Here is an 18,725-nt window from a genome sequence, read left to right as displayed (position 1 = left end):
GTTTGCCGGGACGATCGCCATTGCAGGCCCACGCCGGCGACAAGGCAGGATGTTCCCGGGCGCGATCGACGCCACGTCAGGTTTTTTCGCCTGCCTCCCAGCCGCCACCCAGCGCGCGGATCAAGGCGACGCTGGCCCGCAACTGCCGGGTTTCCAGATCGATGACGCTGCGCCGCGCATCGAGTTCGGCTGTCTGCGCCTGCACCACCTCGAGGTAGCCGACCGCTCCCTCGCGGTAATGATTGAGCGACAGGTCGACCGAGCGCTGCGCGGCATCGGCCGCCGCGCGCTGATCGGTCAACGCCGTGCCCAGGTCGTGCAGCAAGCTGAGGTTGTCCTCGACCTGGGCGAAGGCAGTGAGCACCACGTCGCGGTATTTCGCGCCGGCCTCGGCGGTCGCGGCCTGCGCCGCTTTCACGCCTGCCTTGCGGCGACCACCATCGAACACGTTCAGCAGCAGGCTGGGGCCGATGGCCCAGAACCGGTTGGGCGCGGTGGCGATGCTGCCCCAGCGATCGCTCTGCCACCCGCCTTGCCCGTCGATGGTCAGTTGCGGGAAGAACGCGGCGCGCGCGATGCCCACCTGGGCGTTCGCCGCTGCGGTACGCCGCTCCGCGGCGGCGATGTCCGGGCGACGCTGCAACAGCGTCGAAGGCACCTGCAGCGGGATTGTCGGCACCGGCACCTGCACGGTGTTGGCCGCGAGCTGGAAGCTGGACGCGGAATCGCCGACGAGCGCCGCGATGCCGTGCAGCACCAGCGCGCGTTGCGCTTGCGCCTGCGTGCGCTGCGACTTGGCGTTGGACAACTGCGTCTGCGCGCGCGCCACGTCCAGGGCCGAGGCGATGCCCCCGGCATGACGCGACTGGGTGAGCTGCAAGGCCTTGCCGAACGCGTCGATGCTCTCGCTCAACACCTGGATCTGGCGGTCGTAGCCGTTGAGTTGCAGGTAGCTGTCGGCGAGCTGCGCCTGCAGGCTCAGGCGCGCCTGTGCGAGATCGGCGGCGGAGGCGGCCTGCTGCGCTTCGCCAGCGGCGACGGTGTCGCGCACGCGGCCCCACAGGTCCACTTCGTAGTCGAGCTGGGCGCCGACGGTGTACGCGTCGTAGTAGGCCGGTGAAGTGGCGCCGCGCAGCGGGCGCGTATCCGATTGGCGGTTGCGCGCGGCGCTGCCGTCGAGGCCCAGGGTCGGGAAGTACCCGGCGCGGGCCTGCTGGGTGAACGCCTCGGCCTGCTGGTAATGGGCAAGCGCGGCAGCCAGCGTGGCGTTGTTCGCCAGCAGGCGCGCCTGCAACTGGTCGAGCCGGTCGTCGCCGTAGACCTTCCACCAGCCGTCGCGGTCGAGACGGTCGGCGGGCTGCGCTTCCACCCACGGCGACCGGGAATCGCTGTACTGCGCCGCCACCGGCACCTCGGGTGCCTGGTAGGTGGGCGCCAGCGAGCAGGCCGCCAGGCCCAGCGACGCCAGTACCGCGGTCGCGGCAAGCCGTGCGCGGACGCGATCAGACCTTTGCATGTTCGCCTGCCGGCTTGGGCGCAGCGATGCGCACGCGATCGCCTTCCGCCAGGCCATCCGGCGGGCTCTCGATCAGGCGGTCGCCGGCGGCGATGCCCGAGCCGAGCTGCACGGTCTTGCCGAAGTCGCGGGCGATGGTCACGGTCTTGAACGCCACGGTGTCGTGCGCATCGACCACCGCCACGCGCAGGCCCTTGTCGTCGAACACCAGCGCGCTGGCCGGCACGCGCAGCAGCGTGGCGTTGGCGGCAAGCGCGAAGGTGACGCTGGCATAGCCGCCCGAAAGCAGCTTGCCGTCCTGGTTGTCCACGGCCACCTGGACCAGCGTGGTGCCGGAGGCGGCGTTGATCGCCCCCGACGACCTGTAGACGACACCGGCGAAGGTCTGGCCCGGATACTCCGGCACCGTCAGGGTCACGCTGGTGCCCGGACGCACCGACGGCGCGTAGTTCTGCGGCACGTTCACGTACATGCGCAGCTTGCGCGTGTCGGACACCACGAACAGTTCCTGGCCGCTGCCGCCGGCGTTGACCAGCGCGCCGACATCGGTCTCGCGCGCGGTGACGGTGCCGTCGAACGGCGCCACCAGCTTGGCGAAGCCCTTCAGCGCCTGGATGCGTTCGACGTTGGCCTGCGCGGCCTGCGCGAGCGCGCGCTTGGCCGCGTAGTCGCCGCTCTTCTCGTCCACTTCCTGCCTGGAAACCGAGTCGGAATTGCCCATGGCCTGCCAGCGCCTGGCGGTGGTCTGCGCCAGTGCCGCGTTGGCGCGGGCGCTGGCCAGGTCGGCCCTGGCCTGGAGCAGTTGCTGGTCCAGGTCGGGGGTTTCGATCTCGGCGAGCACGTCGCCGGCCTTCACCTTGCTGCCGATGTCGGCCTTCCACCATTTCAGGTAGCCGCTGGTGCGGGCGTAGATCGGCGCGCGCGCATACGCCTGCAGGCGGCCCGGGAGGTTGAGCGCGCTGTCGCCCTGGCCAGCCTCCGGGGTCACCAGTTGCACCGTCGGCATGGCCTGGTCGTCGGTCCACACGCGCAGCGTGCGTGCGTCGTTGGCGCGCGTGGCGACCCCGGCCACGACGATGGCCAGGACCACGATCAGCGCGATGATGCCGGCCAGGCGGAGGCGGCGCGGTGGCCGGGTGTGCGGGGTATCAGGCGACATGCAGGGACTCTCCGGAGGCGTTCGCCGGGGGGGAAGACGGATGGGCGCGACGGCTGTGGATCATGCTGAAGACGATCGGCACGAAGAACAGCGTGGCCGTGGTGGCGAAAATCAGGCCGCCGATGACGGCGCGGCCCAGCGGCGCGTTCTGCTCGCCGCCTTCGCCCATGCCCAGCGCCATCGGCGCCATGCCGATGATCATCGCCAGGGCGGTCATGAGCACCGGACGGAAGCGGACGAAGCCGCCCTCGAGCGCGGCCTTGGCCGCGTCGCCGTGCTCGGCCAGGCGCTCGCGGCAGAAGCTCACCACCAGGATCGCGTTGGCCGTGGCCACGCCCATGCACATGATGGCGCCGGTCAGCGCCGGCACCGACAGGCTGGTATGCGTGGCGAACAGCATCCACACGATGCCGGCGATCGCCGCGGGCAGCGCGGTCACGATCACGAACGGATCGCTCCACGACTGGAAGTTCACCACGATCAACAGGTAGATCAGCACGATCGCGCCGAGCAGGCCGAAGATGAGCCCGGAGAACGCGTTGTTCATCGTCTGCACCTGGCCGAGCAGCGCGGTGCTGGACGCCTTGGGCAGGAATTTCTGGTTGGCATCGACGATCTTCTGGATGTCGGCGGCGACCGCGCCGAGGTCGCGGTCCTGGGTGGCGGCGAAGATCTCCACCATCGAATTGATGTTGTACTGGCTGACCACCGCGTTGGTCGCGGTCCGCGACACCGTCGCCAGGCCGCCGAGGATCTGCGCGCCGCCGCTCCCCGAGCTGGGGCTGATCGGCACGTTCTCCAGGCCCGGCAGGCTGTCGAGGCTGTACTGCGGCGTCTGCATCACGATCGGATACGACACGCCGTTCTGCGGATTCAGCCAGAAGGTCGGCGCGATCTGGCTGGAACCGGCCAGGTTCACCCCCAGGCTGCTGGTGACGTCGCGCTCGGTGATGCCGACCTGTTGCGCAAGACTGCGGTCCACGTTCACGTTGAAACCGGGGCTGGCCTGCGATTGCTGGATGCGCGCGTCCACCACGCCCGGCACGCGGCGGATCTCGCGCAGCAGGCGGTTGGCGTAGCCGAAGTTGGCCGCCAGGTTCGGGCCGCGGATCTGCAGGTCCACCGGCGCCGGCGAACCGAAGTTCAGGATCTGGCTGATGATGTCGGCCGGCGGGAACGAGAACACGACACCGGGGAACTGGCGCGGCAGGGTCTGGCGCAAGCGGCGCACGTAGTCGGCGGTGGGCGCGTGGCCTTCGTTCAGCGCGATCTGGATGTCGCCATCCTGCGAGCCGATGGTGCCGGTGTTGTTGTAGGCGTTGTTGATGCCCGAAGACGACAGGCCGATGTTGTCGACGACGCTGCCGAGCTGCTCCTTCGGAATCAGCGCGCGCACCGCGCCGGTCACGTCGGCGAACAGGCGTGCCGTCTCCTCCACCCGGGTGCCGACCGGCGCACGCACGTGCATCAGGATCTGGCCGGAATCCACCGACGGGAAGAAGTTGCGGCCCAGCATCGGCACCAGCAGGAACGACAGCGCCACGCAGGCCACGAAACCGGGCACGAACATCCTGCGTCGCACCAACGCGGTTTCGAGCAATGCGTGGTAGCTGGCCCGCAGGGCCTCGAAGCGCTTCTCGAAACCGCGCTGAAAGCGCAGCAGCGGATTGCGCGAAGGCGGTTGGCCATGGCCGTCGCCGTGCAGGTCGGTATGCGGCGCATGCGGGCGCAGCAGGTATTTCGCCAGCGTCGGCACCAGCGTGCGCGAGAGCACGAACGAGGCGATCATCGCGAACATCACCGCCTCGGCCATCGGCACGAATAGGAAGCGCGCCACGCCCTGCAGGAAGAACATCGGCACGAACACGATGCAGATGCACAGCAGCGAGACGAAGGCGGGCGTCACGATCTGCGCCGCGCCGTCCAGGATCGCCGTCTCCACGTCCTTGCCCTGCTCCAGGTGCCAGTTGATGTTCTCGATGGTCACCGTGGCATCGTCCACCAGGATGCCGACCGCCAGGGCCAGACCGCCCAGCGTCATGATGTTCAGCGTCTCGCCGATCGCCGACAGCGCGGCGATCGAGCTGAGGATCGCCAGCGGGATCGAGGTGGCGATGATCAGCGTCGAACGCCAGCTGCCGAGGAACAGCAGGATCATCAGGCTGGTCAGCGCTGCGGCGATCACGCCTTCGCGCGCGACCCCCTCGATGGCGCCGCTCACGAACAGCGACTGGTCGCCGATGGGGACGATCTTGAGGTCGGCCGGCAACGCGTCCTTCATCGCCGCGACCCGCTCCTTGACCCCGGCGATGATCGCCAGCGTCGACGCCGAACCGTTCTTCAGCACCGTCATCAGCACCGAACGGTCGCCGTCGACGTGCACGATATTGCTCTGCGGCGGCGCACCGTCGCGGACGTGGGCCACGTCGCGGATGAACACCGTGGCGCCGTCGACCACCTTCACCGGCAGATTGCCCAGTTCCTCGATGTCGGACGGCGAGTTGTTCAATTGCAGCGTGTATTCGTACCTGCCGATCTTCTGCGTCCCCACCGGGGTGATGAGGTTCTGCGCGGCGAGGGCGTTGGCCACGTCCTGTGCCGACAGCCCGCGCGCCAGCAGCGCCGGCGGATCGATATCGATCTGCACCTGGCGGGTCTTGCCGCCGAACGGATACGGGATCGCCGCGCCGGCCACCGAGGTGAGCTGCGGACGGATGATGTTGAGGCCGAGGTCGGCCAGGTTCTGTTCGGTGAGGCCTTCGCCCGACAATGCCAGCTGGATGATCGGCACCGTGGACGCGTTGTAGTTGAGGATCAGCGGCGGCGTGGTGCCCTGCGGCAACTGGCGCAGCATGGTCTGCGCGACGGCGGTGACCTGTGCGTTGGCGGTGCGGATGTCCGCGCCCGGCTGGAAGAAGATCTTGACGATGCCGAAGCCCTGGATCGAGCTGGCCTCGATGTGCTCGACATCGTTCACCGTGGTGGTGAGCACGCGCTCGAACGGCGAGGACACGCGCCCGGCCATCTGCTCGGGCGGCAGGCCGTTGTACTGCCAGACCACGGCGATCACCGGGATCCTGATGTCGGGGAAGATGTCCGTGGGCGTGCGCAACGCGGCCAGCGGTCCCACGATCAGGATCAGCAGGGCGAGAACGATGAAGGTATACGGTCGCGTCAGGGCGATCCGGACGATGCCAATCATGGAGGGCGGGTTCCGTGCGCGAATGTTGCGTCGCGGCGGATTCTGCTCCCGGACCTTCCCTGGGCGTAGTTAAGATTTATTTAGACGCGCAGGCGGCGGTCGAAAAAACGCGATGGCTGAAGGGCTTGCCCGCCGATCACGGCGCCAGTGGGCGCGCATCCGGCACGCTCTCGCCCAGTGCGTCGAGGCTGGCCGGTTTCGCGCGGCAGGAGGTGGCCGCGCGGCTTTCCGGCGGCGGGGCGGCGGCCGGGCAGAGCACCGAGAACACCGCCCCGCGCGCGTCGCCGCCCACACGCAGCGCATAGCCATGCAGGCGCACGATGGCGCTGACGATCGCCAGCCCCAGTCCGCAGCCGGGTTTGGCACGCGTCTGGTCGCCCCGGTAGAACCGGCGGAAGACGGCCTCGCGCTCCTCGGGCGGAATGCCGGGTCCGGTATCGGCGACGTCGATGCGGGCGTTGCCGGTCTGGTCGGTGAATGCGATCAGGCGGATCGTTCCCCCGTCTGGCGTGAATTTGATGGCGTTGCCGACCAGGTTGGCCAGTGCCTCGAACAGCAGATGGGGGTCGCCGCGCACGGCCGGCAATGGCTCCAGCGCCAGCTCGAAGGCCTGCCCGCGGTCCTCGGCCAGCGGTGCGTAGAAGTCATGGACATCGTTCAGCAGGGCGCCGAGGTCCATCATCGCGAAGCAGGCGCTGCGCTGGCGGTCTTCCAGCTCCGATACCCGCAGCAGGGCGCGGAACCGGGTCAGCACGGTGTCGATCTCGCCGACGCAATCGTCCAGTTGCTCGCCTTCGGGGCGGCCGGCGAACTGCTGCTGCAGGCGGTACAGGCGCGTGCGCATGCGCGTGAGCGGGGTGCGCAGGTCGTGGGCGATGTTGTCGGTGACGCCCTTCACTTCGCCGAGCAGGCGCTCGATCTCGCCGAGCGTCTGGTTCACGGTGGCCGCGAGCAGGTCCACCTCGTCGCCGCCGCGCGACACCGGCAGGCGCACGCTGAGGTCGCCCTGGCGGATGGGGTCCATGGCGTGCTGGATGGCGCGGATGCGCCGCGCGGGGCCGCGCGCGATGAGGATGCCGCCGAGCACGCCGGGCAGCAGGGTCAACGACAGTCCCCACAGCAGTCCGCGGCAGATGATCCCGCTGAGCCCGTCGATGACGGTGCTTTCCTTGGCCACCACCAGGCGCCGGCCGTCCGGCAGCTGCCGGGCGATGCCGCGCGCGCGGGTCTGGCTGCCGTGCCCGGCGTCGATCAGGCTGGCCTCGATGGGGCTGACCGTCCCGTCCTCGGCCATGCCCTTGGGCACCGCGTTGATGTTGCCGGCGATGCGGCGCCCCTGCGCGTCGAACAGGCCCACCCACATGAAGCCCTGGATATCGATGGCGCTGGCCGCGGCCACGGTGTCGGCCAGGCGCCTGGGATCGGTGTTCTCCAGGTAATGGATGCGCGCGGCCAGCATCTGGTCGACCACGTTCGACAGGTAGCGCGAGGACTCCCACTGCACCACGCCGAGCAGCACGATGCACCACACCGCGAACAGCGCCCCATAGATGAGGATCAGCCGCGAGGTGGCCGAACGCCAGGCGTCACTCAGCGGGCGCAAGCACATACCCCGAGCCGCGCATCGTGCGGATGAGCGGCGGCTGGCCGTTGCCGTCGATCTTGCGGCGCAGGCGGCCGAGATGGACGTCGATCACGTTGGTGCCCGGATCGAAATGGAAGCCCCACACGTGCTCGAAGATCATCTGCCGCGTCACCACCTGGCCGGCGTTGCGCATCAGGAATTCGAGCAGGCGGAATTCGGTGGGCAGCAGCGCGAGCGGCTGGCCGTTGCGCAATGCGTTGTGGCGGACCAGGTCGAGTTCGAGGTCGGCCACGCGCAGGCGGGTTTCCGGCGTGGCGCTCGCGTTGCGACGGCGGCGCAGCAGCACTTCGGCGCGCGCGGCGAGTTCGTCGGGCGAGAACGGCTTGGTCAGGTAGTCGTCGCCGCCGGCGCGCAGGCCGCGCACGCGCTCGTCCACCTCCGACAGCGCGCTGATCATCAGCACCGGCGTTTCCACCGCGCGCTTGCGCAGTTCGGAGACGACGTCGATGCCGTCCATGCCGGGCAGCATGCGGTCCAGGGTAATGATGTCGTAGCCGTCGGCCAGCGCGTGCTGCAGGCCGTCGCGGCCGTTGGCGATCCACACGGCGGTGAAGCCATGCGCGCCGAGTTCCGCGACGATGTCGCGGGCGGTCACTTCATCGTCTTCGATGACCAGGGCCCTGGGCATCCTGTGCAACTCCACGCTGGGGATAACGGAAAACGCCCGCCAAGGGTAGCCCTTCGGGCGGCCGGGCGGGCGCTATTTCCTATTTGCGCTGCAGGTACGGCCGCACCGTGTCGCGCCACAGCGCATAGCCGGCGGCGTTCATGTGCAGGTGGTCCGGGCCGAACAGTTCGCCGCGCGGTTGCCCGTCGGCGCCGAGCATCGGCGTGGACACGTCGATGAAGTCCACCCGCTTCAGTCCGGCGGCGGCCTTGCGGATCAGCGCATTGGCTTCGGCCGCCTGCGGCAGCAGCGCCGCGCGCGCCGGGCTCGGCTTGATCGAGATGTAGGCGATGCGGGTGGTGGGCAGGTCGCGGCGCACCCGCGCGACGAAGGCCAGGAAGTCGTCGCGCAGCTGCTGCGGGCTGCGGCCGCTGTTGAGGTCGTTGTCGCCGGCGTAGAACACCACCAGGCGCGGTCGGTACGGGACCACGATGCGGTCGGCATACCAGGTGCTGTCGCGGATCTCCGAGCCGCCGAAGCCGCGGTTGAGCGTGTCCACGCCGGGGAAATCGCTGGCCAGCGAGGTCCAGAAGCGGATCGAGGAACTGCCGACGAACAGCACGCCGCCGGGCTTGGGCGGATGCGCGGCATCGGCCTGGGCGAAGCGCTGCATGTCCTGTTCCCAGTCCGGGCTGGAGACCTGTTGCGGAATCTGCGGCGGGGGCATCAGGGTGAGCGCCAGGGCCGACTGCAGGCCCAGCAGGAACAGGCAGGTGGCGAGCAGCGCGGTGCGCAGCGGCGAACGGGGCATGAAGCACCTCCTAACGACAACGGAGCGGCGATGGTGCCGCAGGCGCCGCGCCGCAGGCAAATCCGCCGCCGGCGGCGGCCCGGCTCAGCGGCGAACGGGGGCTTGTGGCAAAATTGGCGCCTAGCCCGCTTCGCCATCGCCCATGACCGTTCCCTTCCGGCCGTCGCCGTCGCGTCTTCGTTCCCCAGGCCGGGCCTGAGCCATGGCCGACCAATTCGGGCACCTGCCGCGCGGACCGCGCCGGATGCTGATGGCGCTGCGCTGGTCGTACCAGGGTCTGCGCGCGGCCTGGCTGCACGAATCCTCGTTCCGGCTGGAAGTGTGCCTGTTCGTGCTGCTGGCGCCGTTGGCGCTGTGGCTGGGCGACGGAGCGGTGCAGCAGGCGCTGATGATCGGCTCGCTGCTGCTGGTGCTGGCGGTGGAACTACTCAATTCCGCGATCGAGGCGGTGATCGAGCGCTATGGCCCGGAACACCACGAACTGGCCGGTCGCGCCAAGGACATGGGCTCGGCGGCGGTGCTGCTGATGCTGGCCAATGTCGTGCTGTGCTGGGGCCTGATCCTGCTGCCGCGCGTGCTGTGACGTCCGCCTGTCTTTTTTACCGTTAAAGGATTCGACCCCATGGCTTTCGAGTTTCTCGCCGATCCCAACACCTGGCTGACGCTGCTGACGCTGAGCGCGTTGGAAATCGTGCTGGGCATCGACAACCTGGTGTTCATCTCCATCGCGGTGGGCAAGCTGCCGGAAGCGCAACGCCCGGCCGCGCGCAAGTTCGGTATCGCGGTGGCGTGCCTGACCCGCATCGCGCTGCTGGTGTCGCTGGCGTTCCTGGCGCGGATGCAGGGCGAGCTGTTCAGCGTCGCCGGCATGGGCATCTCGGTGCGCGACCTGGTGCTGATCGTCGGCGGCGTGTTCCTGCTGGTGAAGGGCACGATGGAGATCCGCGAGATGATCACCGGCGGCGAAGACGCCGACCCGACCACCAGCAAGGCCTCGGGCGTGTTCTGGATGGTGATCGCGCAGATCGCGGTGATCGACATCGTGTTCTCGCTGGACTCGGTGATCACCGCGGTCGGCATGGCCCAGCACATCCCGGTGATGGTGGCGGCGGTGCTGCTGGCGGTGGCGGTGATGCTGCTGGCGGCCAATCCGCTGGGCCGCTTCATCGACGCCAACCCGACGGTGAAGATGCTGGCGCTGGCGTTCATCCTGATGATCGGCGTGGTGCTGATCCTGGACGGCCTGGACGTGCACGTGCCCAAGCCCTACATCTACGCGGCGATGGGCTTCTCGGTGCTGGTGGAATGGCTGAACCTGCTGATGCGCCGCCGCGCCGCCGCGCACAACGTGCCCGGCGCCGGCCAGTGGTGAACGGCTGACGCCGCCGCGGCTGCGTTTTCACGGGGGGCGTGGCAAGCTGCGCCTTGTCTTTACCCCGGAGAGCGCCATGCGCCTGTTGTCCCGCTCGTTGTTCCTCGCCGCCGTGGTGGCGCTGTTGTCCGGTTGCGGCTACAACGCGATCCAGCAGAAGGACGAGGCGGTCAAGGCCGGCTGGTCCGAGGTGCTGAACCAGTACAAGCGCCGTGCCGACCTGATCCCGAACCTGGTCAACACGGTCAAGGGCTATGCCGACCAGGAGCGCCAGGTGCTGACCGACGTGACCAATGCGCGCGCGCGGGTCGGCCAGGTCCAGGTCAACGCCGACGATGCGGCCTCGCTGCAGCAGTTCCAGCAGGCGCAGGGCCAGCTGTCCAGCGCCCTGTCGCGGCTGCTGGTGGTCACCGAGAACTACCCCAATCTCAAGTCCGACCAGTCGTTCCGCGATCTGCAGGCGCAGCTGGAAGGCACCGAGAACCGCATCACCGTGGCCCGCGGCCGCTACATCCAGGCGGTGCAGGACTACAACACCTACATCCGCTCGTTCCCGCAGGTGATCACCTCGAAGATCTTCGGCTACAAGGAAAAGCCGAACTTCAGCGTGGCCAACGAGGCGCAGATCTCCGAGGCGCCGGCGGTGAACTTCGGCGGCCAGCCGGCGCAGACTGCGCCGCAGCCGCAGCCGCAGCCGCAGCCGGCACCGGCGCAGTAAGCGCACTGCAGCGCATCGCGGTGCCGACGCTGGCGCCGCGTCGCGCCGGCCCGCGCTGCGGCGTGCAGCCGGTATGTGCAGCCGGGCCGGCGGCGTGAGCCCGCCGGCCGCTTCCCGGGCCACGCCACCGTTGTGGTGTCCACCCTTCGATGCCGCCGCGCGATTGCGTCGGCAGGAGTCCGCAATGCGCGATACCACCACCCGCCACCGCCCCGCGCGCCGCGGCCGGCATGCCTGGCTCGGGATGCTGCTGCTGGCGCTGTTGCCGCTGCTGGCCTGGGCGCAGGCGACCGGCGAGGCGCCGATCCCGCCGCTGGACACGCCGGTGGTCGATACCACCGGCACCCTGCAGCCGACCCAGCGCCTCGCGCTGGAGCAGCAGGCGGTGCAACTGCAGCAGCGCAAGGGCAGCCAGCTGCAGGTGCTGGTAGTCGCGACCACTGCGCCGGAGACGATCGAGCAGTACACCCAGCGCGTGTTCGACCAGTGGCAGATCGGCCGCAAGGGCGTGGACGACGGGGTGCTGCTGGTGGTGGCCAAGGACGACCGGCGCGTGCGCATCCAGCCCGGTTATGGCCTGGAAGGCGCGATTCCCGACGCCACCGCCAACCGCATCATCCAGGAGTACCTGGCGCCGCGTTTCCGCGCCGGCGACTACGCCGGCGGCATCGCCGAGGCCACCGCGATGCTGGTCAAGCTGATCGACGGCGAACAGTTGCCGCCGCCGGTGAGCACGCATGCGGCCGAAGGGCGCTCCGGCGGCAAGCTGCCGTTGGGTTTCTTCGCCGGGCTGTTCGCCGCCTTCGTCGCGCAACTGCTGTTCGCGCGCGCGCCGCGGCTGCTGCGCGGCGTGCTGGCGGCGCTCGCCGGCGGCGGCGTGGGCCTGTTGCTGAGCCTGTCGCTGTTCGTCGGCGCGCTGACCGGGGCCATCGGGCTGGTGCTGGGCCTGCTGTCGGGTATCTCGCCGGGCCGCTCGGTCGGCGGCGGTGGCGGCGGTGGTTGGGGCGGCGGCGGCTTCGGAGGCGGCTTCGGCGGCGGTGGTTTCGGAGGGGGCGGCGGAGGCGGCTGGGGTGGAGGCGGCGGCAGTTCGGGAGGCGGTGGCGCCTCGGGGAGTTGGTGATGCGGCTGTTGCGCCATCTGTTCGCGCCGGCGGCGCGCACGTTGTTTCCCAACGCCAGCCTGGAGCGCATCGGCGCGGCGATCGCCGACGGCGAGCGCACGCACCGCGGCCAGGTGATGTTCGCGGTCGAATCGGCGCTGGCGCCGGCATCGCTGCTGCGCGGTATGGCGCCGCGCACGCGCGCCGAGCAGGCCTTCGCGCAGTTGCGTACCTGGGACACCGAGGCCAACAACGGCGTGCTGATCTATCTGCTGCTGGCCGACCACCGGATCGAGATCGTGGCCGACCGTGGCCTGCGCGGGCGCGTCGACGCCGCGCAATGGCGCGACGTCTGCGCGCTGATCGAGCGCGACATGCGCGCCGGCCAGCCCGAGCAGGCGGTGATCGCCGGGGTGGCGGCGGTGTCGGCCTTGCTGGCCACGCATTTCCCCGCGCAGCCGGGCCAGGCCGAGCCCGATGAATTGCCGAATATGCCGCACCTGCTGGATTGAGCGCTGCCGCGGCATGACCCCGCTGCGGTGCGGGTCGCGTCTATCCGCGGATGAAGCGCGGCGCCGCCGAGTCGACCGCGCCGCGGCAGTGGCCGGAGCCGATGGCAGACGCTTGCGCCTGCCGGCAGATGAAGCCTAGCGCGGTCCAAGTCGACCAAGACCACGGCAGTGGCCGGCGCCGATGGCAGACGCTTGCGCCTGCCGGCAGATGAAGCCTGGCGCAGTTCAAGTCGACCAAGACCACGGCGGTGGCCGGCGCCAGTGGCAGAATAGGCGACCCCCGCCCTCCGGCCGACGTTCCCGCATGACCTATCTCCACCAGATCGACCCCATCGCCTTCTCGCTCGGCCCGGTGAAGGTGCACTGGTACGGGCTGATGTACCTGGCCGCCTTCGCCTCGGCGTGGTGGCTGGGCCGGCTGCGCATCCGCGCCGGCCGCCTGCCGGGCGTGGACATGGAGGGATTCTCCGACCTGCTGTTCTACGCGATGCTCGGCGTGGTGCTCGGCGGGCGCATCGGCTACATGCTGTTCTACGCGCTGGGCGATTTCCTCGCCAACCCGCTGCTGATCTTCAAGGTCTGGGACGGCGGCATGAGCTTCCACGGCGGCCTGATCGGCGTGCTGGTGGCCGCGGCCTGGTGGTCGCGCAAGGCGCGCCTGCATTTCTTCGACACCATGGATTTCGTCGCGCCGCTGGTGCCGCTGGGGCTGGGCTTCGGCCGCGTCGGCAATTTCGTCGGCGGCGAGCTGTGGGGCAAGTTCACCGACGCCGGCTGGGGCGTGATCTTCCCGCGCGCGCCGGAGCTGCAGGACTGGCCGCTGGCGCAGATCCAGGCGCAGTACGCCAGCGGTGCGCTGGACAAGTTCGCGCGGCATCCGTCGCAGCTGTACGAGGCGGTGCTGGAGGGCCTGGTGATGTTCGTGGTGCTGTGGTCGTTCTCGCTGCGGCCGCGCGCGCGCTACGCGGTGTCCGGCATGTTCGCGCTGCTGTACGGCGTGTTCCGTTTCGCGGTGGAGTTCGTACGCGTGCCCGACGCGCCGATCGGCTACCTGGCGTTCCATTGGCTGACCATGGGCCAGATCTTGAGCACGCCGCTGATCCTGCTCGGCCTGTTCCTGCTGTGGCGCTCGCGCGGCGCGCCGGTGCTGCAACCGGTGCCGCTGGCGGCGGACGCCAAGCCATGAAGGCCTATCTGGACCTGCTGCGCCACGTGCTTGAGCACGGCGCGGAGAAATCCGACCGCACCGGCACCGGCACGCGCAGCGTGTTCGGCTGGCAGATGCGCTTCGACCTCAACGCCGGCTTCCCGCTGGTGACCACCAAGAAGCTGCACCTGCGCTCGATCGTGCACGAACTGCTGTGGTTCCTGAAGGGCGAGACCAACATCGCCTACCTCAAGGACAACAAGGTCAGCATCTGGGACGAGTGGGCCGACGCGCAGGGCGAACTCGGCCCGGTGTACGGCAAGCAGTGGCGGCGTTGGACCGGTGCCGACGGCCGCGAGATCGACCAGATGCAATGGCTGGTGGACGAGATCAGGCGCAATCCGGATTCGCGGCGCTTGGTGATCAGCGCCTGGAACGTGGCCGAGCTGCCGCAGATGGCGCTGATGCCGTGCCACAGCCTGTTCCAGTTCTACGTGGTCGACGGCAAGCTCAGCTGCCAGCTGTACCAGCGCAGCGGCGACATCTTCCTCGGCGTGCCGTTCAACATCGCCAGCTACGCGCTGCTGACCCACATGGTGGCGCAGGCCACCGGCCTGGGCGTCGGCGATTTCGTGCACACGCTGGGCGATGCGCACCTGTATTCGAACCACTACGAGCAGGCGCGCGAACAGCTGGCGCGCACCCCGCGGCCGCTGCCGACGCTGCGCCTGAATCCCGCGGTCAGCGACCTGTTCGCGTTCACCTACGACGATATCGCGATCGAGGGCTACGACCCGCATCCGGCGATCAAGGCGCCGGTGGCAGTGTGAGCGGCGGGGAATCGGGAATGGGAAATCGGGAATCGGCGAGCGCCACTGCGGCGCCACGACTGACCCTGATCGCCGCGCTCGACCGCGCCAACGCCATCGGCCGCGACAACGACCTGCCGTGGCGCCTGCCGGACGATCTGAAGCGCTTCAAGGCGCTGACCCTGGGCAAGCCGGTGCTGATGGGGCGCAAGACCGCGCAGTCGCTGGGGCGCGCGCTGCCGGGGCGCTTGAACCTGGTGATGACGCGCTCGGGGCAGGTGCCGTTCGAGGGCATGCAGGCGGTCGCCTCGCTGCAGGCGGCGATCGAACTGGCGCAGGCGAGCGGGGCGGAAGAACTGTCGGTGATCGGTGGCGGCGACATCTTCGCGCTGGCCCTGCCGCAGGCCGACATGCTGTACCTGACCCATGTGGACACCGTGGTCGAGCGCGCCGATGCGCATTTCCCGGCGTTCGATCCGGCGCAGTGGGAGGTCGTGGCGCGACAGCCGCATGCGGCCGATGCGAAGCATGCGCTGGCGTTCGAATTCGTCGATTACCGGCGCAGGCGTAGCGCGCCATAGCGTAGGCGCGGCGTGTTGTAGGAGCGGCTTCAGCCGCGACCGGACGTTACCGGGGAGATCCTGTCGCGGCTGAAGCCGCTCCTACACGTGCAGCCTGCGTGGCCGTCACCCGCTTGCCTGCCGCCAGCCATCGTCATTCCTGATCGGGCGGCGGCGGCGCAGCAGCACCCGCACCGCGACCACCGCTGGACCTGCGCCGCGGCGGCCGTGCGCGCGGCACCGGTGGCGGCCCTTCGATCGGGCGCCCTGGTACCTGCACCACCTGCAGGTCTTCGCTGTCCAGGCGCAATGCGGTGAGCTTGCCGCCCCACACCGCGCCGGTGTCGATCGCGTGCACGCCCTGGGTGATGGTCAGGCCCAGCGTGGACCAGTGGCCGCAGACGATCTTCAGGTCGCGCTCGGCGCGGCCCGGCACTTCGAACCACGGATACAGGCCCTGCGCCTGGGTGCCCGGGGTGCCCTTCTCCTCGATCGCGATGCGCCCGCGCGGGGTGCAATAGCGGGCGCGGGTGAACAGGTTGATGATCGCGCGCGAGCGGTCGTAGCCGGTCAGCCCCGGCGACCAGGCCGGGCGGTCGCCGTACATGTTGCGGAACAGCTTGCGGTAGCCGCTGCCGTGCAACTGCTGCTCGACTTCGCGCGCATGCTTCTCGGCCAGGGTGGTGGTCCACTTCGGCGCCAGGCCGGCGTGGATCATCATCCAGCCCAGCTCGCGGTCGGCGTGCAGCAGCTTCTGCATGCGCAGCCAGGTCAGCAGTTCGTCGCGGTCCTCGGCCAGCACGATGCGCTGCAGGTCCGGGTTGACCTTGCGCTGCTCGTCCGGGCTGCGCTCGCCGATCGCCAGCAGCGACAGGTCGTGGTTGCCCAGCACCACCTCGCTGTGCGCGCGCAGCGAGTGCACCAGGCGCAGGGTTTCCAGCGACTGCCCGCCGCGGTTGACCAGGTCGCCGCAGAACCACAGCCGGTCCACCGCCGGATCGAAGCGGATCTTTTCCAGCAGCCGCTGGGTGATGTCGTAGCAACCCTGCAGGTCGCCGATGGCCCACACGCTCATGCGGGCGCCATCAGTGCAGGGTCCGCGGCACGGTCAGCACGAACGGCGCGACCGGCGCGACGAAATGGGTGCCGTCGTCGGCTTCCATGTCGTAGTGGCCGCGCATCGTGCCGTGCTCGGTTTCCAGCATCAGCCCGGAGGTGTAGCGGAAGTCCTCGCCGGGCCGCAGCCGCGGCTGTTCGCCGACCACGCCGTCGCCGTCCACGCGCTCCACGCGGCCGTTGCCGTCGGTGATTTCCCAGTGCCGGGCGATCAGCCGCGCGGCGACGCGGCCACGGTTGTGGATGCGGATCGTGTAGGCGAACGCGTAGCGTCCGTCCTCCGGCGCCGATTGGTCGTCGAGGAACCGGGGCGACACTTCGACCTCGATCCGATAGGGGGCGTCATCGTTCATGCCTCACAGTGTAAGCAAAGCCGGCGCAGGAATGGACTGCGAGCCGTCTACCGGCGCACTGCGGGCAGCGCGCGCTGCGGCCGCTGCGCGTGGCGAGGCATGGCGCCGGCTGGCCGCGCAGTGCGATCTGCGACCCGCGCCGTTGCGATGTCTGCGCTGTGGCGTGCGCGTGGAGCGGAGACGCGGATCGCGCCGCGACGCGCGGACCCGGGGCTCAGGCCTGCGCCACGTTGGCCAGGCGCACGAAGTCGGCGACTTCCAGCTGCTCGGCGCGGGCATCCGGGCGTACCCCGGCGGCCTCGAACTGGGCCGCATCGCAGACCCCGCCCAGCGCATTGCGCAAGGTCTTGCGGCGCTGCCCGAACGCCGCGCGCACCACGTCGGCGAAACGCCGCCGGTCGGCGATGCCGATGTCCTGCGGCGCATGCGGCACCAACCGCACCACCGCCGAATCCACCTTCGGCGGCGGCCGGAACGCGCCCGGCGGCACCACGAACAGCGAGGTCACCTCGCAGTACGCCTGCAGCATCACGCTGAGCCGGCCGTAGACCTTGCTGCCCGGCCCTGCGGCCATGCGGTCGACCACTTCCTTCTGCAGCATGAAGTGCATGTCGGCGATCGCCGCGGCATGGTCCAGCGCATGGAACAGGATCGGCGAGGAGATGTTGTAGGGCAGGTTGCCGACCAGGCGGATGCGGCCGTTGCCGGCCAGTTCGGCGAAATCCACCGACAGCACGTCGCGGTTGAGGATGGTCAGTGCGCCGACCCCTTCCGCCGCGGCGGTCAGCGGCGCGATCAGGTCGCGGTCGAATTCGATCACGGTCAGGCGGCCGTGGCGGCGCAGCAGCGGGAAGGTGATCGCGCCCTGGCCGGGGCCGATCTCGACCAGCAGGTCGTCGGGCTTGGGATTCACCGCGCGCACGATGCTGTCGATGTAGTGGCGGTCGCTGAGGAAGTGCTGGCCAAGCGATTTCTTGGCGGGGGCGCTGAAGCCGGAATAGGAAGTCATGCGGGCATCTTATCGGGATGGGGCCGGGATGGCGTGCGCCTTCCTGTAGGAGCGGCTTCAGCCGCGACGGGGCGTTTACCGGTAGAGCTTGGTCGCGGCTGAAGCCGCTCCTACACAAGCGCCTTGCGCGCGGCCAGCTGCGCGCATTGCGCGACCGCGGCGAACAGGCTGGACGGGTCGGCGATGCCGCGGCCGGCCAGCTCCAGCGCGGTGCCGTGATCGACCGCCACGCGCGGGTAGGGCAGGCCCAGGGTCAGGTTCACCGCCTGCTCGAACCCGCTGTACTTGAGCACCGGCAGGCCTTGGTCGTGGTACATCGCCAGCACCGTGTCGAAGCCGGCCAGTTTCTGCGGCAGGAATGCGGTGTCGGCCGGCAGCGGGCCGACCAGGCGCATGCCCTCGGCGCGCAAGGCGGCGAGGACCGGCGCCATCACCTCGATTTCTTCGCGGCCCAGGTGGCCGTCTTCGCCGGCATGCGGGTTCAGCCCGAGCACCGCGATGACCGGCGCGGCGATGCCGAATTCGCTGCGGAGCGCGGCGTGGACGATGCGCAGGCAGCGTTCCAGCAGCGCGGGCGTCAGCGCGTCGGCGACCGCGCGCAACGGCAGGTGGGTGGTGGCCAGGGCCACGCGCACGATGTCGTTGGCCAGCATCATCACCACCTCGCGCCCGGCATGGCGGGCGAGCAGTTCGGTGGTGCCGGTGTAGGCGATGCCGCCGTCGTTGATCGCCGCCTTGTGCACCGGGCCGGTGACCAGGCCGGCCAGTTCGCCGCGCAGGCAGTCGTCGGCGGCCTGGGTCAGCGCGCCGATCACCGCGGCGGCATTGGCCGGTTCGGTGTGGCCGAAACGGCTGGGCACGGCATTGACGACCGCGCGCAGGCGCAGGTCGCCAGGGGCCACGGCAGACGCGGATTCGGGAAGCAGCTGCAGCGGCAGCGACAGCGCCGCAGCCGCGGCGCGCAAGGTGTCGGGATCGGCGAAGGCCAGCAGTTGGCAGTCGCGTCGCGGCTGTTGCGCCAGCCGCACGCACAGTTCCGGGCCGATCCCGGCCGGCTCGCCCGGCACCAGCGCGAGCGAGGGCAGCACGG

At 69.8% G+C, this 18,725-nt stretch carries 18 protein-coding genes; 8 read left to right on the top strand and 10 right to left on the bottom strand.

The window, feature by feature from the left end:
• Positions 1 to 76 precede the first annotated feature (76 nt).
• The 6 genes from AB8810_RS19060 to AB8810_RS19035 form a co-directional block, all read right to left on the bottom strand.
• Entirely contained in the window at positions 77 to 1,573 is a 1,497-nt protein-coding gene (locus AB8810_RS19060; RefSeq protein WP_369914544.1) for an efflux transporter outer membrane subunit, read from the bottom strand.
• Positions 1,503 to 2,675, bottom strand: a complete 1,173-nt coding sequence (locus AB8810_RS19055) for an efflux RND transporter periplasmic adaptor subunit (RefSeq protein WP_369914543.1) — start codon at positions 2,673 to 2,675, stop codon at positions 1,503 to 1,505. Before AB8810_RS19055 ends, AB8810_RS19060 begins: the two co-directional genes overlap by 71 nt.
• Positions 2,665 to 5,877, bottom strand: coding sequence for an efflux RND transporter permease subunit (locus AB8810_RS19050; RefSeq protein ID WP_369914542.1), 3,213 nt, complete (start codon positions 5,875 to 5,877; stop codon positions 2,665 to 2,667). Before AB8810_RS19050 ends, AB8810_RS19055 begins: the two co-directional genes overlap by 11 nt.
• A 136-nt stretch (positions 5,878 to 6,013) precedes the next feature.
• On the bottom strand, positions 6,014 to 7,486 hold the full coding sequence (locus tag AB8810_RS19045) for an ATP-binding protein (protein ID WP_369914541.1): 1,473 nt from the start codon (positions 7,484 to 7,486) through the stop codon (positions 6,014 to 6,016).
• Positions 7,464 to 8,150: a response regulator transcription factor gene (locus AB8810_RS19040; RefSeq protein WP_179568289.1), complete on the bottom strand. Its 687-nt coding sequence runs from the start codon at positions 8,148 to 8,150 to the stop codon at positions 7,464 to 7,466. The genes AB8810_RS19045 and AB8810_RS19040 overlap by 23 nt, the downstream gene beginning before the upstream one ends.
• A gap of 79 nt (positions 8,151 to 8,229) precedes the next feature.
• Positions 8,230 to 8,940: an SGNH/GDSL hydrolase family protein gene (locus AB8810_RS19035; protein WP_369914540.1), complete on the bottom strand. Its 711-nt coding sequence runs from the start codon at positions 8,938 to 8,940 to the stop codon at positions 8,230 to 8,232.
• Between the two features lie 202 nt (positions 8,941 to 9,142).
• Between AB8810_RS19035 and AB8810_RS19030 the strand changes: the two genes are divergently transcribed.
• The 8 genes from AB8810_RS19030 (at position 9,143) to AB8810_RS18995 (ending at position 15,178) form a co-directional block, all read left to right on the top strand.
• The gene (locus tag AB8810_RS19030; RefSeq protein ID WP_179568285.1) at positions 9,143 to 9,523 is read left to right on the top strand and encodes a diacylglycerol kinase; all 381 of its coding nucleotides are present in this window, start codon (positions 9,143 to 9,145) and stop codon (positions 9,521 to 9,523) included.
• A 39-nt stretch (positions 9,524 to 9,562) separates the two neighbouring features.
• Positions 9,563 to 10,312, top strand: a complete 750-nt coding sequence (locus AB8810_RS19025) for a TerC family protein (RefSeq protein WP_179568283.1) — start codon at positions 9,563 to 9,565, stop codon at positions 10,310 to 10,312.
• Between the two features lie 76 nt (positions 10,313 to 10,388).
• Positions 10,389 to 11,030, top strand: coding sequence for a LemA family protein (locus AB8810_RS19020; RefSeq protein WP_369914539.1), 642 nt, complete (start codon positions 10,389 to 10,391; stop codon positions 11,028 to 11,030).
• Between the two features lie 184 nt (positions 11,031 to 11,214).
• The gene (locus tag AB8810_RS19015) at positions 11,215 to 12,150 is read left to right on the top strand and encodes a YgcG family protein (RefSeq protein ID WP_369914537.1); all 936 of its coding nucleotides are present in this window, start codon (positions 11,215 to 11,217) and stop codon (positions 12,148 to 12,150) included.
• Positions 12,150 to 12,641 carry a TPM domain-containing protein gene (locus AB8810_RS19010; protein ID WP_179568277.1) on the top strand — a complete coding sequence of 164 codons (492 nt, stop codon included), beginning with the start codon at positions 12,150 to 12,152 and terminating at the stop codon, positions 12,639 to 12,641. The genes AB8810_RS19015 and AB8810_RS19010 overlap by 1 nt, the downstream gene beginning before the upstream one ends.
• A gap of 304 nt (positions 12,642 to 12,945) precedes the next feature.
• Entirely contained in the window at positions 12,946 to 13,827 is an 882-nt protein-coding gene (gene lgt / locus AB8810_RS19005; protein WP_369914536.1) for a prolipoprotein diacylglyceryl transferase, read from the top strand.
• The gene (locus tag AB8810_RS19000; RefSeq protein WP_179568272.1) at positions 13,824 to 14,618 is read left to right on the top strand and encodes a thymidylate synthase; all 795 of its coding nucleotides are present in this window, start codon (positions 13,824 to 13,826) and stop codon (positions 14,616 to 14,618) included. The genes lgt and AB8810_RS19000 overlap by 4 nt, the downstream gene beginning before the upstream one ends.
• 17 nt (positions 14,619 to 14,635) lie before the next feature.
• A complete protein-coding gene (locus AB8810_RS18995) occupies positions 14,636 to 15,178 on the top strand; it encodes a dihydrofolate reductase (RefSeq protein ID WP_179568270.1) in 543 nt (180 codons plus the stop codon).
• 133 nt (positions 15,179 to 15,311) lie between these two features.
• Here the strand turns inward: AB8810_RS18995 and AB8810_RS18990 are convergent, their stop codons facing one another.
• From AB8810_RS18990 to pdxA, 4 genes are all read right to left on the bottom strand, one after another.
• On the bottom strand, positions 15,312 to 16,232 hold the full coding sequence (locus AB8810_RS18990) for a symmetrical bis(5'-nucleosyl)-tetraphosphatase (protein ID WP_191826766.1): 921 nt from the start codon (positions 16,230 to 16,232) through the stop codon (positions 15,312 to 15,314).
• 10 nt (positions 16,233 to 16,242) lie between these two features.
• A complete protein-coding gene (gene apaG, locus AB8810_RS18985) occupies positions 16,243 to 16,626 on the bottom strand; it encodes a Co2+/Mg2+ efflux protein ApaG (RefSeq protein WP_145705570.1) in 384 nt (127 codons plus the stop codon).
• A gap of 214 nt (positions 16,627 to 16,840) precedes the next feature.
• Positions 16,841 to 17,635 (bottom strand): 16S rRNA (adenine(1518)-N(6)/adenine(1519)-N(6))-dimethyltransferase RsmA, encoded by a 795-nt coding sequence (rsmA, locus tag AB8810_RS18980; protein WP_369914535.1) that lies wholly within the window; start codon positions 17,633 to 17,635, stop codon positions 16,841 to 16,843.
• 110 nt (positions 17,636 to 17,745) lie between these two features.
• The gene (gene pdxA, locus AB8810_RS18975; protein WP_369914534.1) at positions 17,746 to 18,723 is read right to left on the bottom strand and encodes a 4-hydroxythreonine-4-phosphate dehydrogenase PdxA; all 978 of its coding nucleotides are present in this window, start codon (positions 18,721 to 18,723) and stop codon (positions 17,746 to 17,748) included.
• Positions 18,724 to 18,725: the final 2 nt, after the last annotated feature.

Source organism: Xanthomonas sp. NCPPB 3005 (assembly GCF_041228095.2).
GTDB lineage: Bacteria > Pseudomonadota > Gammaproteobacteria > Xanthomonadales > Xanthomonadaceae > Xanthomonas_A > Xanthomonas_A bonasiae.
Note: the sequence above shows the minus strand (reverse complement) of the source record. Positions and strands in the feature narration are given on the sequence as shown.

Excerpts from the sequence above, each read along its gene's own strand:
- AB8810_RS19060 (WP_369914544.1), bottom strand. The coding sequence starts at position 1,573 with ATGGCCTGGCGGAAGGCGATCGCGTGCGCATCGCTGCGCCCAAGCCGG.
- AB8810_RS19055 (WP_369914543.1), bottom strand. The coding sequence starts at position 2,675 with ATGTCGCCTGATACCCCGCACACCCGGCCACCGCGCCGCCTCCGCCTG.
- AB8810_RS19050 (WP_369914542.1), bottom strand. The coding sequence starts at position 5,877 with ATGATTGGCATCGTCCGGATCGCCCTGACGCGACCGTATACCTTCATC.
- AB8810_RS19045 (WP_369914541.1), bottom strand. The coding sequence starts at position 7,486 with ATGTGCTTGCGCCCGCTGAGTGACGCCTGGCGTTCGGCCACCTCGCGG.
- AB8810_RS19040 (WP_179568289.1), bottom strand. The coding sequence starts at position 8,150 with ATGCCCAGGGCCCTGGTCATCGAAGACGATGAAGTGACCGCCCGCGAC.
- AB8810_RS19035 (WP_369914540.1), bottom strand. The coding sequence starts at position 8,940 with ATGCCCCGTTCGCCGCTGCGCACCGCGCTGCTCGCCACCTGCCTGTTC.
- AB8810_RS19030 (WP_179568285.1), top strand. The coding sequence starts at position 9,143 with ATGGCCGACCAATTCGGGCACCTGCCGCGCGGACCGCGCCGGATGCTG.
- AB8810_RS19025 (WP_179568283.1), top strand. The coding sequence starts at position 9,563 with ATGGCTTTCGAGTTTCTCGCCGATCCCAACACCTGGCTGACGCTGCTG.
- AB8810_RS19020 (WP_369914539.1), top strand. The coding sequence starts at position 10,389 with ATGCGCCTGTTGTCCCGCTCGTTGTTCCTCGCCGCCGTGGTGGCGCTG.
- AB8810_RS19015 (WP_369914537.1), top strand. The coding sequence starts at position 11,215 with ATGCGCGATACCACCACCCGCCACCGCCCCGCGCGCCGCGGCCGGCAT.
- AB8810_RS19010 (WP_179568277.1), top strand. The coding sequence starts at position 12,150 with ATGCGGCTGTTGCGCCATCTGTTCGCGCCGGCGGCGCGCACGTTGTTT.
- lgt (WP_369914536.1), top strand. The coding sequence starts at position 12,946 with ATGACCTATCTCCACCAGATCGACCCCATCGCCTTCTCGCTCGGCCCG.
- AB8810_RS19000 (WP_179568272.1), top strand. The coding sequence starts at position 13,824 with ATGAAGGCCTATCTGGACCTGCTGCGCCACGTGCTTGAGCACGGCGCG.
- AB8810_RS18995 (WP_179568270.1), top strand. The coding sequence starts at position 14,636 with ATGGGAAATCGGGAATCGGCGAGCGCCACTGCGGCGCCACGACTGACC.
- AB8810_RS18990 (WP_191826766.1), bottom strand. The coding sequence starts at position 16,232 with ATGAGCGTGTGGGCCATCGGCGACCTGCAGGGTTGCTACGACATCACC.
- apaG (WP_145705570.1), bottom strand. The coding sequence starts at position 16,626 with ATGAACGATGACGCCCCCTATCGGATCGAGGTCGAAGTGTCGCCCCGG.
- rsmA (WP_369914535.1), bottom strand. The coding sequence starts at position 17,635 with ATGACTTCCTATTCCGGCTTCAGCGCCCCCGCCAAGAAATCGCTTGGC.